Genomic DNA, 14,619 nt, shown 5'->3' with positions numbered 1-14,619 from the left:
TTTTCCCCTCTGTTGGATAGTCCTGTCTATCTATGTTATAATGAAAGAAGGATTTGAAATCGGAAAAGGAGTAACTATGCTTAAATTAGGTGTCATCGGAACAGGGGCTATCAGCCACCACTTCATAGAAGCAGCCCATTCCAGTCGAGAATACAAGCTGGTCGCAGTCTATTCTAGAAGACTAGAAACTGCGGCAACCTTTGCTTCTCGCTATCAAGATATCCAACTCTTTGATCAATTAGAGGACTTCTTCAAGAGCTCCTTTGATGTTGTCTATATTGCTAGTCCAAACTCCTTGCATTTTGCTCAGGCAAAAGTTGCATTATCTGCTGGAAAACATGTCATTCTTGAAAAGCCAGCTGTCACTCAACCACAAGAATGGCTGGATTTGGTTCAAACAGCTGAGAAAAATCACTGTTTTATCTTCGAAGCAGCTCGTAATTACCACGAAGAAGCTTTTACTACTATCAAAAACTTTTTAGCAGACAAACAAATTTTGGGAGCAGATTTCAACTATGCCAAGTATTCTTCCAAGATGCCTGACTTGTTGGCTGGTCAGACACCAAATGTCTTTTCAGACCGTTTTGCTGGTGGAGCTCTTATGGATTTGGGGATTTATCCCCTCTACGCTACCGTTCGTCTCTTTGGAAAAGCTCAAGACGCGACCTATCAAGGACAACAGCTTGACAATAGTATTGACCTAAATGGCGATGGCATCCTCTTCTACCCTGACTTTCAAATTCATATAAAAGCTGGGAAAAACATCACTTCCAATCTTCCTTGCGAAATTTATACGACAGATGGAACCTTGACCCTCAACACCATCGAGCATATCCGCTCAGCTATTTTTACAGACCACCAAGGAAATCAAGTCCAGCTCCCTATCCAACAGGCTCCTCATACGATGACTGAGGAAGTCGCTGCATTTGCACACATGATCCAGCAACCAGATCTGAATCTCTACCAAACTTGGCTGGAAGATGCAAGTTCAGTTCATAAGCTACTATATACTATGCGCCAGACTGCTGGCATTAGATTTGAGGCAGAAAAATGAAAACCAAACTACCGACTGAATGGCAAGAACTGAGTGACCAACTCGGTTTCCAAGAATTCACCCCCATTCAAACTCAACTATTTGAGCCCCTTCTTGCTGGAGAAAACCTCCTAGGAGTGAGCCCAACAGGAACTGGTAAGACCCTAGCTTACCTTCTACCAAGTCTTCTCAGACTACAAAAGAAAAAAGCGCAGCAACTCTTGATTCTAGCACCAAATACGGAGCTTGCTGGACAGATTTTTGACGTATGTAAAACGTGGTCAGAAGCTATCGGCTTGACTGCCCAACTCTTCTTATCAGGTTCGAGTCAGAAACGCCAGATTGAACGTCTAAAAAAAGGACCAGAAATTCTGATTGGAACTCCTGGCCGTATCTTTGAACTCATTAAATTAAAAAAAATCAAGATGATGAATGTGGAAACCATCATTCTAGATGAATTTGACCAATTGCTCGATGATTCTCAGATACACTTTGTCGAGAAAATTACTCACTACGCACCTCGTGACCACCAACTTGTCTATATGAGTGCGACGACCAAGTTTAACAAAGAAAAAATTGCGCCTAACACACGTACCATTGATCTTTCTAACCAAAAATTGGACAACATCCAACACTTCTACATGCAGGTAGATCAACGTCACAGAGTGGATATGCTACGAAAACTGGCTCATGTGGAGGATTTCCGCGGTCTGGTCTTCTTTAACAGCCTATCAGACCTTGGAAGCGCAGAGGAAAAATTACAGTATCGGGATATCTTAGCTGTTTCCCTCGCTAGTGATGTCAATGTTAAATTTAGAAAAGTTATCTTAGAAAAGTTTAAAGACAAGCAACTAACCCTACTTCTCGCAACAGACCTTTTGGCTCGTGGAATTGATATCGATAGTCTAGAATGCGTCGTAAACTTTGATGTTCCTAGAGATAGTGAAACCTACACTCACCGTGCTGGCCGTACTGGTCGTATGGGCAAGGAAGGTTATGTTATTACTCTCGTCACTCATCCAGAAGAAATCAAAAAACTCAAAAAGTTTACAAGTGTACGAGAAATTGTCCTAAAAAATCAAGAACTCTATATTAAATAAGCTTGGCGAGAGCCAACCTCTGATTTAAAATAAAATCCTCAGAATACGAGTTTCTAAGGACCTTATCTCAAGACTGAGCCTAGGCCAATAGTCCCTTATCTCCAAAAAAGCAACGTATTTGCCGTTGCTTTTTTGTGGTTGAGAACTATTTTGTCTCAGGCTCTTTTTGCTTACTAAAAATTAAAGAATTCCATAGCCTGTTTGAAAAGCAAATCAGTATACTCTGGGTCTTCTTGGGCAATGGAAACCTGATCTTGAATCATTTCCAAGTCATCTGTTATCATTCCATCTGCTCCCAAATGAACTGATTTATCAAAGGACTCTGAACTATTGATGGTCCAAACGTACAATTTCTGATCCGTATTCCAAAGCTTGTTGACAAAATTTTCATCTAAAGTTGAATACTCCATGGTATAACCTGTAGCCTTGGTTCTTGGAAAAATACTATTATAAGGTAGAATGAAATAGATTGGAATTTGAGGATCGTAGGCTAAAACCTGATCAATCACATGGTAGTCCAAGGATTGCATTTGGTGACCATTCTGCTTAAGAACCGTTCCATATTTTTCCATAAAGCGTTTCATCATATCTGGGCTATCTTTTCGACTGGTTTTAATCTCAATAAGAAGTTTTTGATGCAATTCATTGGCTTTATTGAGATAGTCATCAAAACTGGACACCTTGCTATGATAACCATTTTCTGAAATATCGAGTTTGGTTAATTCTTTCAAAGTTAGATCCTGTGGATTGGCATTAACTCCTGTCAGATTCTTGATATTGGCATCATGCATCATGACAAACTGACCATCTTTTGTTTCCTGAACATCCGTCTCAACAAAGTCTGGACCTAGTTGGGCTGTCCTTTCTAGAGATTGGACTGTATTTTGCACTCCATTCTTATTAGATACTCCCCTGTGAGAGATAATCAAAGGTTTATTGGCAACTGGAGCTTCTAAATAAACATAACCCTCAAGAGCGAAAAAGATACCAGCACATCCCATCACTCCCCATCTCATCCAGTGGTCTTTCTTTCTCCTTGGTGTGATTTCTAATTCTTCTCCTGTTAAGAAGGAAACAAACTTAATGAGAAAATAAGTCAAGGCCATATAGTGAAAATTCTTTATTAAAACAAAGTTGATAATTCCCAGCACAAGAGATTCCTTATGGGTCAAACCATCCATCAGTGCCTGACTTGCCAAGATTGGAATCAATAAAAGAATGAAAAATAGGTAGGTTTTGACGATAATCCAAAGCAAGTTCCAAATATAAAACCAGGAGTGATTTTTTGTCTTCTCTAGACTGTATCTGACTGCTTCTTTGACTGTTTTCTTCTCAAATAAAAGCTGAGGTAGGGCAAACATGAAACGCACTGAGATGTAAAATAGAAGTAAAGCCAGAATAGTAACCACTATACCTACTAGCCAATACTTGTCTTCCACATAATCAACGATAAAGTCCGGAATGACGATTTTATTGAGGTAATAAATCTTTAAAATCTTTCGAATCAATGGAAAGAGCATCATGACATAAAAGAAGATAAAGGCTATCTTGGCAAACGTCACTTGCTTCATAAATAAGAAACTTTGGTGAAAGACCTTGCGACTGTACTCTAGCAAGGTTCTCTTTTCATGACATAATAAATGCCGAGCACCAATAAAGAGAAGTCCTATCTGGTAATAGGCGACCAATAAATTAACAATTACCAGAACAAATAAAGCAAGACTAATAAAGGGTGAACCCGTTATAATTGCAAAAATATTATTGTAAGAAAGAAAGAGATAGCCTGTCTGACGGAGCAAAAGTCCAGCAATCCAAGAATTTGATGGTAACCAGACAAACTCAATCATCATGAAAGTCAAGAAAAAAAGAAAGAGAATTTTATCTAGATTAAAGTATATCTGCTTAAAACCTAGATTTTTAGGTTTTTCAGGTTTCATAGGTACTCCTAGTCAAATAATTGAGACAAGTCCAAGCCTCCAAAAGGATTATTCGAGAGGCTACTTTCTGCCCCTAACAATTCTCTAGCTTGATCCGACTCTAGAAAGGACTCGTAAACACGCGCCGTCATACGTGCATCCTCTAAGCTATTATGAGACTGACCTTGAAATCCAAGAAATGAGGCAACAGTTTGCAACTTGAGATTAGCAATACCATGTAAATCTGAACTACGACGTTCAAAAGCTTCATCGTACAAATCCACCTTATACTGCTGGCTATAGTCTAAACCATGCTCTGCTAGAATAGGCAAATCACTTTTAGCAGAATTGTAACCTACCATGGGTAAAGAACCCACAAATTCTTGGAATTCTTTTATGGCTTTCTCCACTGGAGGAGCATCTTTTAAGGTCTCAGCCGTAATCCCAGTCAAACCATTGATAAAACTTTTTAGAGGCACATTGGTATGAACATAGGAATCATAGGCATCGATTTCCTGACCATCTCTAAAACGCACTGCCGATACTTGAATCAAGTGTGTTTGTCCTTCATGCTGATTAAATTCTAAGTCAAAAGCAATGTAATCTTCTAATCGTTCCATTTTCTACCTCTCCTATACTGTTATTTTATACTCTTCGAAAATCAAATTCAAACCACGTCAACGTCGCCTTGCCGTAGGTATATGTTACTGACTTCGTCAGTTCTATCCACAACCTCAAAACAGTGTTTTGAGCAGCCTGCGGCTAGTTTCCTAATTTGCTCTTTGATTTTCATTGAGTATTACTTGAGCAACTATACTATTAGAAATAAAAGAAGCCATCAGGTTAGCATTTAACCTAAACAGCTCCTTGATTATCCTCCAAATAAACGAGCAAAAAAGCCTTTCTTAGTTGATTGGACTTCTTCTTTTGCTTGGTCCAGCTCTAGCTTAAGATTTTCTTGATCCTTCATAGCTTGAAGGGTCAATTGTTGCTGCTGATCGAGTTGTTTGTCTTTCTCAGCAATCTGACGGTCTTTGATACGCATCTGCTCGTCTTTTTCTGATAACTGACGATCCTTGGCTTTTAATTGTTCATAGAGACGAAGAATTTCAGCATTCTTCTCATCAACCAGAATCTCCATCAGTTCACGTTGCTTGACATCTTCACTGACAGGCTCATCTTCAAAAATCGTTTTTTTATAGATTTCTTCTAGCTTAATCAAGCCACTTCTGGTAACGACTGTTACCCCTTTGTCATTTTTATCTGTGTCTTCTTCTGGTAATTCTTTGACACGGTTATTGATTGCTTGGCGAGATAATCCTAAGACCTCTGCAATCTCACTGACGGTCATTTCAATACTCATAATATCCTCTGAAACGTTTTCTAGCTTTTCTTTACTTAAATCTTATCATAAGCTAGAAAAACTGTCAAATTTTCGCTTAATCTAAGGCCTTCAAAAAAGCTAGTAATACTTGGGCAGAGCGACGTCCAGCTTCGATAATAAACTCATCAAAAGAGATGTTTGCTTCATGGTTGGCATTATCACTCATAGCTCGAATAACTAAAACTGGAAGCTTAAGGGCATGCGCTGCCTGAGCAATAGCTGCCCCCTCCATCTCAACAGCTAAAACTTCTGGGAAATGGGACTTAATCACTTCTATCTTGTCATTTCCTGCAACAAAACTATCTCCTGTAGCAATCAAACCAAGATGCCAGTTCTGGTCCAATTGAGATAAACTCTCTTGGATTTTAGCAACAAAGGTTTTATCTGATTCGAAATAAAGCGGTTGTTGCGCCATTTGTCCATAAGCGTAACCAAAAGCTGTGACATCCACATCATGATAAGCCAATTTATCAGCAATCACAACATCCCCAACAGCAATACCTTCTGCTACTGCCCCAGCTGATCCTGTGTTAATCAAAGCATCCACTTGAAAATGATCAGCCAAAATCGCCACACTCATAGCAGACATGACCTTACCAATTCCACTTTCTACAAGAACGACTTTATGAGAAGCAATGGTTCCTGTGTGATAGGTATTGCCTAAAACAACTTTCTCCTGGGCATTGTCTAAATGCTGGACCAGATACGCCAGTTCTTCTGGCATAGCCGCAATAATTCCTATTTTCATTTCAATTCCTTTTCTATTACAAAAGTTTCATTGCTAAGACAAGCAAAATTAAGAGAAAGATGACTGCAAATAAGATTTTATTCAGTTTAGAATTGAAGACATTTCTCTTGGTATTTTCAATGCGACGGCTTTTATGAATAGACGGTTCGACCTGAATCTTCAAGGTTTCCTGGCTAAAACCATGATCCTTAGGATTGGCATAACCAAAACGGGAAGAAGAGGTTGGTAAAATTTTTGTCTCCTCATCATCTAGCAAAGGAGGACCTGAAATTTTTTCGCCTCTATTAGCCCTTTCAATCATTTCATCCGTTAATAAAGGTTTACCCATACTGACCTCCTCTATTTTTTCTGCAATTCCCAATACTGAACAGCCATAATTGTCTTGGCATCACAGATATGACCTGATTGGATCAATTCCTTGGCTTCTTCTAAGCTCACTTCAAGGACTTCCAAGGTCTCATCTTCATCCTGCGGACGCGGATTTTCCACTTTCGTCAAATCGCTTGCTCGGTATAGTTTTAATTTTTCATTACAAAAGCCAATGGCTGAATAAAAGTCATACAAAAGTTCTAATTTCCCTGTGTAGGCTGTTTCTTCCTCTAATTCACGAAGAGCTGCTGCAACAGGGTCTGTATTTTCTCCTACTTCCAACTTTCCGGCTGGAATTTCGTAAGAGACAGCCTCGATAGCTTTGCGGTACTGCTTGACCAAGATGAGTTTTTGTTCATCCGTTACTGCTAAAACACAGACAGCCCCATTGTGGAAAATCAAATCACGTTGGGCAATTCCCTTACCTTCTGGTAATTCAACCTGATCTTGGACCAGTTTAAAAATTGGTCCTTGATAGATTTCTTTTCGGCTAAGCGTTTTTTCTTCAAATTCCATGACAGACTCCTACTGATTATTAGGATGATGAGGAAGGCGTGTTGCATATTCGTCTTTATTGACCTGACGTCCACGACCAATCGCAATCGCATCTGCTGGCACGTCTTTAGTTATAGTTGAACCAGCTCCAACAAGAGAATTGTCACCCAACTCAACTGGGGCAATAATGGTTGAATTTGAACCCACAAAGACATTGTTTCCAATGACTGTCTTGTATTTGTTTTTGCCGTCATAGTTGACTGTAATGGTTCCAGCACCAAAATTAACCTGGCTACCCACTTCACAGTTTCCGATATAAGTCAAATGACCAGCCTTAGTATTCTCGCCGATAGAAGAACCTTTCACCTCAACAAAGTTACCAATATGGACTTGGGCACCCAGACTTGAACCTGGACGAATGTGGGCATACGGTCCGACTGTCACTCCGTCAGCAACACTACTCTCTTCAATCATAGAGTTGGTAATAACAGCTCCTGCTCCGATAGTGCTGTCCACTACATAAGTACCATTTGTCAAAACAGTCTCAGCACCAATTTTCGTTTGCCCTTTCAAGGTAACATTGGCTTCGATTTGAACTTCAGGCGCAATCTCAACATCAATATCGATATAAGTTGCTTCTGGATTGACAAAGCTAACCCCATTGACCATGTGTTGGTGATTGATGCGACGACGCATGATTGACTCAGCAGTCGCAAGAGCTACACGGTCATTTACCCCAAGACTTTCATCAAAATCTTTCAAAGTATAAGCGCCGACTTTTTCACCAGCTTCACGGAAAATGCCAATGACATCTGTAATATAGTATTCACCTTGAGCGTTATTGGTATTGATATTTTTCAAAGCCTCAAATAAACGCTCGTTATCAAAGACATAAGTTCCAGTGTTGATTTCCTTGATTTGCTTTTCAAAATCTGTAGCATCCTTCTGCTCAACAATGCGAAGAACCTCAGCATTGTCATTGCGAACAATTCGTCCATAGCCAAAAGGATTATCCGTTTCAGCAGTCAAGATAGTCGCTACATTCTTATGATTGATGTGGAAATCAATCAAGTTTTTCAAGCTTTCACCAGTGATTAAAGGAGTATCTCCTGCTATAACCAAGGTGTAACCTGACAAACCTTCTAAGATAGGCTCTGTCATCATAACTGCATGTCCAGTACCCAACTGTTCAGATTGAGTCACAAATTCTGTCTGTCCAGCCAAGACCTGCTCAACCAATTCCGCCTTGTGTCCTACAACTGTTACTGTCTTTTCAGGTTGGATAGCTCCCACACTACGGAAAACATGTTCCAACATAGAAATACCCGCAACCTTGTGCAACACTTTTGGCAAATCAGATTTCATGCGAGTCCCTTTACCCGCTGCTAAAATAATGGCATAATTTGACATAATCTTCTCTTTTCTCTAGAAATTCCCTTTTATTATACCATATTTCAAATCATTCCGCGCCCTTGAATGAAAAAATGCTCCCAAGTCCTTTCCTTAACCCATTTTTTGAGTATTTTTTTTGATTTTTTTTTCATTTTTAAGGTAAAATTATGAGATATGAGAAAGAAAATTAATCCGCTTATTTTGTTTGGTTTTTTTGGGATTATGATTTTCATTTTAATCCTGAATCGCCCTCGTTTTGAGGACCATCCTGTAAAAACAAAGTCAAATATCGCGCAAGTAGAAACGCAAGCGCTACATAATATAGATAAACCGGTGATTGATGTTTCTGGTTGGCAACGTCCTGAGGAAATCAATTACGATACTCTCTCCCAAAACATTTCTGGAGCTATTGTTCGCGTCCATAGTGGTGCTCAAACGTCCAAAGAGAACGATGCTTCCTATGTTAATGGTGTTGATAAGGCCTTTAAAACCCATATCACTGAGTTTCAAAAACGAAATGTCCCAGTTGGTGTCTATGCCTATGTAGCCGGAAAAAATGTCCAGGAGATGGAAAAAGCTGCTGAGGTATTCTATAACGCCTCTTCTCCATACAGTCCAAGTTACTATTGGCTAGACGTGGAAGAAAAAACCATGTCTAATATGAACGACGGTGTTGAAGCCTTCCGAGCAAAGCTTGAATCACTGGGTGCTAAAAATATCGGAATCTACGTTGGGGTCTACTTCATGGAAGAGCACAGTATTGATACAGACAAGTTTACCTCTGTTTGGATTCCTTCCTATGGTTCTGACTCAGGATTTTACGAAGCTACTCCTAAGACTGATTTAGATTATGACATTCACCAGTACACTTCTAAAGGAAAAATTGCTGGCTTTGACCACGATTTGGATATAAACGTCATCTCTTCACTAAAAAATAAAGAAGAAACCTTTAGAAAACTCTTTTTAAAACCTTAAAAGCATTTGTTTATCATTTGCTTTTTCTTTTTGTGTTTGATTGTGATACAATATAGTAAGGATTTTTTGAAATAGAAATAGTTGGAGGAAAAATATGCTCTCATGGTTAGCACGTGTTATTAAAGGGATTGTCATTGCTCTTGGATTTATTCTACCGGGAATTTCCGGAGGGGTTCTAGCAGCAATCTTAGGAATTTATGAACGAATGATTGGTTTTCTGGCTCATCCCTTTAAAGACTTTAAAGAAAATGTTTTGTACTTTATTCCAGTTGCCATCGGTATGCTTCTGGGAATCGGCTTATTTTCTTACCCGATTGAATACCTGCTTGAAAATTATCAGGTCTTTGTCTTATGGAGCTTTGCGGGCGCCATCATTGGTACAGTTCCTAGCCTCCTCAAGGAATCAACTCGAGAATCTGACCGAGACAAGATTGATTTAGCTTGGTTCTGGACCACCTTTATCATTTCTGGATTAGGACTCTATGCTTTAAATTTTGTCGTTGGAACCTTGAGCGCCAGCTTTCTTAATTTCGTCCTAGCAGGTGCACTGCTGGCTCTTGGCGTATTAGTTCCTGGACTCAGTCCATCAAATCTACTTTTGATTTTGGGTCTCTATGCTCCTATGTTGACTGGTTTTAAAACCTTTGACCTCTTGGGAACCTTCTTCCCGATTGGAATCGGAGCAGGTGCAACTCTCATTATTTTTTCAAAATTGATGGATTATGCCTTAAACAACTACCACTCACGCGTCTATCATTTCATCATCGGTATCGTCCTATCAAGTACCCTTTTGATCTTAATTCCAAATGCAGGAAACGCTGAAAGTATCCAATACACAGGTCTTTCACTTGTTGGATATGTCATCATCGCCTTCTTCTTTGCACTGGGAATCTGGCTTGGTATTTGGATGAGTCAATTGGAGGATAAATATAAATAATGGCAAAAAAAGTTAAAATCAAAAAAACATTGGTAGAACAAATCCTGTCTAAAGCAGGTATCCCACATCAGGGGATTCAAATCAATGCCCTGGAAGGAGAGCTTCCTCAAGGTTATGAACGAGATCAAATTTTCAAAACCTTGGCTCTTTTGGGAGATAAAACAGGACCGATTATCGGAATTGTGCCCATCACTCAACACTTGTCTGAAAAGAAACTAGCCAAAATTTCTGGCAATAAAAAAGTGAGCATGATTCCCCAAAAGGACTTGGAAAAAACAACAGGTTATATTCATGGAGCCAATAATCCCGTCGGAATTCGTCAGAAACACAATTATCCCATTTTTATCGATAAGATCGCTCTAGACTTGGATCAAATGATTGTCTCTGCAGGGGAAGTTGGTCACAGCATTATCGTTGCTCCCCAAGACTTAGCTAGCTTTGTAAAGGCTGACTTTGCAGATATCTTGGAGGGCAGCCAAGAATGAAACTCTACTTTGTCCGCCACGGTCGTACCCTCTGGAACCAAGAAGGTCGTTTTCAAGGTGCTAGTGGAGATTCTCCCCTTCTTCCTGAATCCATTGAAACCCTAAAACAACTTGGCCAGTATCTCAAGGATGTTCCTTTCGATCAGATTTATTCAAGTGATTTACCTCGAGCGGTCAAATCTGCTGAAATTATCCAAAGTCAACTCAAGTCTCCCTGTTCTTTAGAAAGTGTCCCTAATCTCCGTGAATGGCAGCTGGGGAAGTTAGAAGGTTTGAAAATTGCAACCTTGGAAGCTATTTACCCGCAACAAATCAAAGCTTTCCGATCTAATCTTGCTCAATTTGACACTCAAATGTTTGGAGCCGAATCCCTCTATAGCACAACACAACGGACCATCCAATTTATCAAATCATTAAAAGATAGTTCAGCTGAGCGTATTCTAATTGTCGGTCACGGCGCCAATCTTACTGCCAGTCTTCGTACTCTTCTAGGTTATAAAGAACCACTTCTTCGTAAAGATGGCGGTCTAGCAAATGCCAGCCTGACAATTCTAGAAACCCATGATTTTGAAACATTTACTCTCGATACTTGGAATGATACTTCCTATCAATAACAGAACTTGATTTTAGCGTCAAGTTCTTTTTAGTTTTTAAAGATTATCCGTGAATTTCTTGCTTATTTATGATAAAATGGGAGTATCGCAAAAAATGACTCATCGTATTCAATTTTGAGTAAAACTAGGAGGATCCCATGTCAACAGAACATATGGAAGAACTAAATGACCAGCAGATCGTTCGCCGTGAAAAAATGGCTGCGCTCCGTGAACAAGGAATCGATCCTTTCGGAAAACGCTTTGAACGTACTGCAAATTCACAAGAATTAAAAGATAAATTTGCCGACCTCGATAAAGAACAATTACATGATAAAAACGAAACAGCTACTATCGCAGGACGCTTGGTAACCAAACGTGGTAAAGGTAAAGTAGGTTTTGCCCACCTTCAAGACCGCGAAGGTCAAATCCAGATCTACGTTCGTAAGGATGCTGTCGGTGAAGAAAACTACGAAATCTTCAAAAAAGCAGACCTTGGTGACTTCCTTGGTGTCGAAGGTGAAGTCATGCGTACAGATATGGGAGAACTCTCTATCAAAGCTACTCACATCACACACTTGTCTAAGGCTCTTCGTCCTCTGCCAGAAAAATTCCACGGTTTGACAGATGTTGAAACAATTTACCGTAAACGTTACCTAGACTTAATTTCTAATCGCGAAAGCTTTGAACGCTTTGTCACTCGTTCAAAAATCATCTCTGAAATTCGTCGTTACCTTGATCAAAAAGGTTTCCTTGAAGTGGAAACACCTGTTCTTCACAACGAGGCTGGTGGTGCTGCTGCCCGTCCATTTATCACCCACCACAATGCCCAAAACATTGACATGGTACTTCGTATCGCGACTGAGCTTCACTTGAAACGCCTTATCGTCGGTGGTATGGAACGCGTCTATGAAATTGGCCGTATCTTCCGTAACGAAGGAATGGATGCTACTCATAACCCTGAATTTACTTCTATCGAAGTTTACCAAGCTTATGCAGACTTCCAAGACATCATGGACTTGACCGAAGGTATTATCCAACACGCTGCTAAATCAGTCAAAGGTGATGGTCCAGTCGACTATCAAGGTACTGAAATCAAAATCAATGAACCATTTAAGCGTGTTCACATGGTGGATGCTATCAAGGAAATTACTGGGGTAGATTTCTGGCAAGACATGACTTTGGAAGAAGCTAAAGCTATCGCTGCTGAGAAGAAAGTTCCAGTTGAGAAACACTACACTGAAGTTGGTCACATTATCAATGCCTTCTTTGAAGAGTTTGTTGAAGAAACCTTGATCCAACCGACCTTTGTCTATGGACATCCAGTAGCTGTATCTCCACTAGCTAAGAAGAATCCTGAAGACGAACGCTTTACTGACCGTTTCGAACTCTTCATCATGACCAAAGAGTACGGAAATGCCTTTACTGAATTGAATGATCCAATCGACCAACTTAGCCGTTTTGAAGCCCAAGCTAAAGCTAAAGAACTTGGTGACGATGAGGCAACAGGTATCGACTACGATTACATTGAAGCTCTTGAATATGGTATGCCACCAACAGGTGGTTTGGGAATCGGTATCGACCGTCTCTGCATGCTCCTAACTGATACAACCACTATCCGTGACGTATTGCTCTTCCCAACAATGAAATAAACTCTTATCCTCTGGTACTTGCCAGAGGATTTTTTGATGCAAAAAGAGACTGAGGAAAAACTCAATCTCCACTTTTCACTTCTTTTGTTGCTACATCTTCTCCAAACCATTTCTGGCTGATTTCCTGGAACTTTCCTTCTTGGTATAGTTCGATAAAGGCCTGGTTTAATGCTGTTAATAATCTTTTATCAGCTGGTCTAACTCCGACAGCAAAGGCTTCACTTTCAAATCCAGCTGAAAAGACATTGTAATCATTTAATATCCCCTCAGACTGGAGGTAATAATTAGCATACACTCGGTCAATCAACAAAGCATCAATCCGATCATTTTTCAAATCAATTAAGGCTTCATTGAAACTCTGGTATTGATTGGCCTTCTGGTCTTTAACACGATTTTTCAGTAAGTCTGGCTGAGCTTCAAAGTCTAAATAACCAGAGGAACCTGCTTGAGCTCCCAAGGTCTTATCCTTCATATCCTCTACTGAACGAATTTGCTTGCTTTTCTTCGTAACTAGTACTTGCTGATTTTCCATATAAGGAATACTAAAGGCAACTTTTTCTCGGCGTTCATCAGTCGCAGAATAGCCATTCCAAATGGCATCTATGGTTCCATTTTGCAGTTCTGTCTCCTTCATATCCCAGTCGATTGGCTGAAATTGAACCTTAAAACCTAATTTTTCAGAGACAGCCTCTGCTAAGTCAATATCAAATCCTGTATATTGACCATTCTTTTCTTCAAATCCCATAGGTACGAAGGTATTATCAAAACCAATGGTTATACTCCCCTGCTCTTGATACTTATCCCAGTTATCCTGCTTTGGATCACTAGCCTTCTGAGTACAGGCTGTTAAGAAGAGAGTCAGGAACGAAACCAACACCAAGACAATTTTCTTATTAGTCATCGGCACCTCCTACTTGGGCTCAACCTTGAGAATCTGATCTGCAATATTTTCAGCGAACTGTAAATCGTGGGTAACGACAATCTGCGTCATCCCTAATTCTCTATTTTGCAAGATCAGTTTTTCAACTTCCAAGCGCAATTCTGGATCAAGTGCAGAAGTTGGTTCATCGTAGCCAATGATTTCTGGGTCAATCATCATAGCACGCGCCAAGGCCACACGTTGCTTTTGCCCACCAGATAGTGAGAAAGGATAGGCGTCTGCATGGCCAGCTAGTCCTAACTGTTCCAAAAGCCCTCGCGCCTTCTTATCAGCCTCATCCTGCTTCATTCCCATGGTTTTCACAGGAGATAAGGTCAAATTGTCTAGAACTGATAAATGAGGAAACAGTTGAAAATCTTGGAATACAAATCCCAGTAGATTTCGTTTCTCCAATTCATCCAGTTCTAAAGGTTCTCCATTATAAAAGATTTGCCCTGAATCAATGGTTTCCAGACCTGCAAGCATACGTAAGAGGGTTGTCTTACCTCCACCAGAAGGTCCTACGATAGCCAGGATTTGCTTTTCAGGAATTTTTAGACTGAAATTAGACAAAATTTGCTTTTCACCAAATCCTTTATTGATATTTCGTAATTCTAACATGGC

Annotated in this window: 16 protein-coding genes; 7 read left to right on the top strand and 9 right to left on the bottom strand. The window is 39.9% G+C overall.

Annotated elements, in window-relative coordinates; translation table 11 throughout:
• Positions 1 to 76 precede the first annotated feature (76 nt).
• Both FJN11_RS03630 and FJN11_RS03625 read left to right on the top strand, forming a co-directional pair.
• On the top strand, positions 77 to 1,054 hold the full coding sequence (locus tag FJN11_RS03630) for a Gfo/Idh/MocA family protein (RefSeq protein ID WP_140224086.1): 978 nt from the start codon (positions 77 to 79) through the stop codon (positions 1,052 to 1,054).
• Positions 1,051 to 2,133, top strand: coding sequence for a DEAD/DEAH box helicase (locus FJN11_RS03625; RefSeq protein WP_140224085.1), 1,083 nt, complete (start codon positions 1,051 to 1,053; stop codon positions 2,131 to 2,133). Before FJN11_RS03630 ends, FJN11_RS03625 begins: the two co-directional genes overlap by 4 nt.
• A 173-nt stretch (positions 2,134 to 2,306) precedes the next feature.
• On the opposite strand, the gene FJN11_RS03620 is transcribed toward FJN11_RS03625, so the two are convergent.
• The 7 genes from FJN11_RS03620 to glmU all read right to left on the bottom strand — a co-directional run bounded on the left by FJN11_RS03620 (position 2,307) and on the right by glmU (position 8,455).
• A complete protein-coding gene (locus FJN11_RS03620) occupies positions 2,307 to 4,070 on the bottom strand; it encodes a glycerophosphoryl diester phosphodiesterase membrane domain-containing protein (protein ID WP_140224084.1) in 1,764 nt (587 codons plus the stop codon).
• An 8-nt stretch (positions 4,071 to 4,078) separates the two neighbouring features.
• Positions 4,079 to 4,669, bottom strand: coding sequence for a 3'-5' exonuclease (locus FJN11_RS03615; protein ID WP_140224083.1), 591 nt, complete (start codon positions 4,667 to 4,669; stop codon positions 4,079 to 4,081).
• Positions 4,670 to 4,920: 251 nt separating this feature from the next.
• Positions 4,921 to 5,412 carry a chromosome segregation protein RocS gene (rocS, locus tag FJN11_RS03610; RefSeq protein ID WP_000021242.1) on the bottom strand — a complete coding sequence of 164 codons (492 nt, stop codon included), beginning with the start codon at positions 5,410 to 5,412 and terminating at the stop codon, positions 4,921 to 4,923.
• A gap of 76 nt (positions 5,413 to 5,488) precedes the next feature.
• Positions 5,489 to 6,181 (bottom strand): 5'-methylthioadenosine/adenosylhomocysteine nucleosidase, encoded by a 693-nt coding sequence (locus FJN11_RS03605; RefSeq protein ID WP_140224082.1) that lies wholly within the window; start codon positions 6,179 to 6,181, stop codon positions 5,489 to 5,491.
• A gap of 16 nt (positions 6,182 to 6,197) precedes the next feature.
• Positions 6,198 to 6,509, bottom strand: coding sequence for a cell wall synthase accessory phosphoprotein MacP (gene macP / locus FJN11_RS03600; protein WP_000517861.1), 312 nt, complete (start codon positions 6,507 to 6,509; stop codon positions 6,198 to 6,200).
• 11 nt (positions 6,510 to 6,520) lie between these two features.
• On the bottom strand, positions 6,521 to 7,066 hold the full coding sequence (locus FJN11_RS03595; RefSeq protein WP_033687118.1) for an NUDIX hydrolase: 546 nt from the start codon (positions 7,064 to 7,066) through the stop codon (positions 6,521 to 6,523).
• 9 nt (positions 7,067 to 7,075) lie between these two features.
• The gene (glmU, locus tag FJN11_RS03590) at positions 7,076 to 8,455 is read right to left on the bottom strand and encodes a bifunctional UDP-N-acetylglucosamine diphosphorylase/glucosamine-1-phosphate N-acetyltransferase GlmU (protein ID WP_140224081.1); all 1,380 of its coding nucleotides are present in this window, start codon (positions 8,453 to 8,455) and stop codon (positions 7,076 to 7,078) included.
• A 156-nt stretch (positions 8,456 to 8,611) separates the two neighbouring features.
• Here glmU and FJN11_RS03585 point away from each other — a divergent pair, with 156 nt between their 5' ends.
• The 5 genes from FJN11_RS03585 to lysS all read left to right on the top strand — a co-directional run bounded on the left by FJN11_RS03585 (position 8,612) and on the right by lysS (position 13,076).
• Positions 8,612 to 9,412 carry a glycoside hydrolase family 25 protein gene (locus FJN11_RS03585; RefSeq protein ID WP_045607094.1) on the top strand — a complete coding sequence of 267 codons (801 nt, stop codon included), beginning with the start codon at positions 8,612 to 8,614 and terminating at the stop codon, positions 9,410 to 9,412.
• Positions 9,413 to 9,506: 94 nt separating this feature from the next.
• Positions 9,507 to 10,349: a DUF368 domain-containing protein gene (locus FJN11_RS03580; protein WP_078238385.1), complete on the top strand. Its 843-nt coding sequence runs from the start codon at positions 9,507 to 9,509 to the stop codon at positions 10,347 to 10,349.
• On the top strand, positions 10,349 to 10,834 hold the full coding sequence (locus FJN11_RS03575) for an aminoacyl-tRNA deacylase (protein ID WP_078228420.1): 486 nt from the start codon (positions 10,349 to 10,351) through the stop codon (positions 10,832 to 10,834). The genes FJN11_RS03580 and FJN11_RS03575 overlap by 1 nt, the downstream gene beginning before the upstream one ends.
• The gene (locus FJN11_RS03570) at positions 10,831 to 11,448 is read left to right on the top strand and encodes a histidine phosphatase family protein (protein WP_140224080.1); all 618 of its coding nucleotides are present in this window, start codon (positions 10,831 to 10,833) and stop codon (positions 11,446 to 11,448) included. Before FJN11_RS03575 ends, FJN11_RS03570 begins: the two co-directional genes overlap by 4 nt.
• 137 nt (positions 11,449 to 11,585) lie before the next feature.
• Positions 11,586 to 13,076, top strand: a complete 1,491-nt coding sequence (gene lysS, locus FJN11_RS03565; protein WP_084930166.1) for a lysine--tRNA ligase — start codon at positions 11,586 to 11,588, stop codon at positions 13,074 to 13,076.
• A 61-nt stretch (positions 13,077 to 13,137) separates the two neighbouring features.
• Here the strand turns inward: lysS and FJN11_RS03560 are convergent, their stop codons facing one another.
• A complete protein-coding gene (locus tag FJN11_RS03560; protein ID WP_140224079.1) occupies positions 13,138 to 13,977 on the bottom strand; it encodes an amino acid ABC transporter substrate-binding protein in 840 nt (279 codons plus the stop codon).
• Positions 13,978 to 13,986: 9 nt separating this feature from the next.
• Entirely contained in the window at positions 13,987 to 14,616 is a 630-nt protein-coding gene (locus FJN11_RS03555; RefSeq protein WP_140224078.1) for an amino acid ABC transporter ATP-binding protein, read from the bottom strand.
• Positions 14,617 to 14,619 lie beyond the last annotated feature (3 nt).

Origin of the sequence: Streptococcus symci, assembly GCF_006385165.1 — a bacterium.
In the GTDB taxonomy this organism is placed as follows: Bacteria; Bacillota; Bacilli; order Lactobacillales; family Streptococcaceae; genus Streptococcus; species Streptococcus symci.
Note: the sequence above shows the minus strand (reverse complement) of the source record. Positions and strands in the feature narration are given on the sequence as shown.

What these genes read in the sequence shown, in the direction of transcription:
- FJN11_RS03630 (WP_140224086.1), top strand. Translation starts at nt 77, where the DNA reads ATGCTTAAATTAGGTGTCATCGGAACAGGGGCTATCAGCCACCACTTC.
- FJN11_RS03625 (WP_140224085.1), top strand. Translation starts at nt 1,051, where the DNA reads ATGAAAACCAAACTACCGACTGAATGGCAAGAACTGAGTGACCAACTC.
- FJN11_RS03620 (WP_140224084.1), bottom strand. Translation starts at nt 4,070, where the DNA reads ATGAAACCTGAAAAACCTAAAAATCTAGGTTTTAAGCAGATATACTTT.
- FJN11_RS03615 (WP_140224083.1), bottom strand. Translation starts at nt 4,669, where the DNA reads ATGGAACGATTAGAAGATTACATTGCTTTTGACTTAGAATTTAATCAG.
- rocS (WP_000021242.1), bottom strand. Translation starts at nt 5,412, where the DNA reads ATGAGTATTGAAATGACCGTCAGTGAGATTGCAGAGGTCTTAGGATTA.
- FJN11_RS03605 (WP_140224082.1), bottom strand. Translation starts at nt 6,181, where the DNA reads ATGAAAATAGGAATTATTGCGGCTATGCCAGAAGAACTGGCGTATCTG.
- macP (WP_000517861.1), bottom strand. Translation starts at nt 6,509, where the DNA reads ATGGGTAAACCTTTATTAACGGATGAAATGATTGAAAGGGCTAATAGA.
- FJN11_RS03595 (WP_033687118.1), bottom strand. Translation starts at nt 7,066, where the DNA reads ATGGAATTTGAAGAAAAAACGCTTAGCCGAAAAGAAATCTATCAAGGA.
- glmU (WP_140224081.1), bottom strand. Translation starts at nt 8,455, where the DNA reads ATGTCAAATTATGCCATTATTTTAGCAGCGGGTAAAGGGACTCGCATG.
- FJN11_RS03585 (WP_045607094.1), top strand. Translation starts at nt 8,612, where the DNA reads ATGAGAAAGAAAATTAATCCGCTTATTTTGTTTGGTTTTTTTGGGATT.
- FJN11_RS03580 (WP_078238385.1), top strand. Translation starts at nt 9,507, where the DNA reads ATGCTCTCATGGTTAGCACGTGTTATTAAAGGGATTGTCATTGCTCTT.
- FJN11_RS03575 (WP_078228420.1), top strand. Translation starts at nt 10,349, where the DNA reads ATGGCAAAAAAAGTTAAAATCAAAAAAACATTGGTAGAACAAATCCTG.
- FJN11_RS03570 (WP_140224080.1), top strand. Translation starts at nt 10,831, where the DNA reads ATGAAACTCTACTTTGTCCGCCACGGTCGTACCCTCTGGAACCAAGAA.
- lysS (WP_084930166.1), top strand. Translation starts at nt 11,586, where the DNA reads ATGTCAACAGAACATATGGAAGAACTAAATGACCAGCAGATCGTTCGC.
- FJN11_RS03560 (WP_140224079.1), bottom strand. Translation starts at nt 13,977, where the DNA reads ATGACTAATAAGAAAATTGTCTTGGTGTTGGTTTCGTTCCTGACTCTC.
- FJN11_RS03555 (WP_140224078.1), bottom strand. Translation starts at nt 14,616, where the DNA reads ATGTTAGAATTACGAAATATCAATAAAGGATTTGGTGAAAAGCAAATT.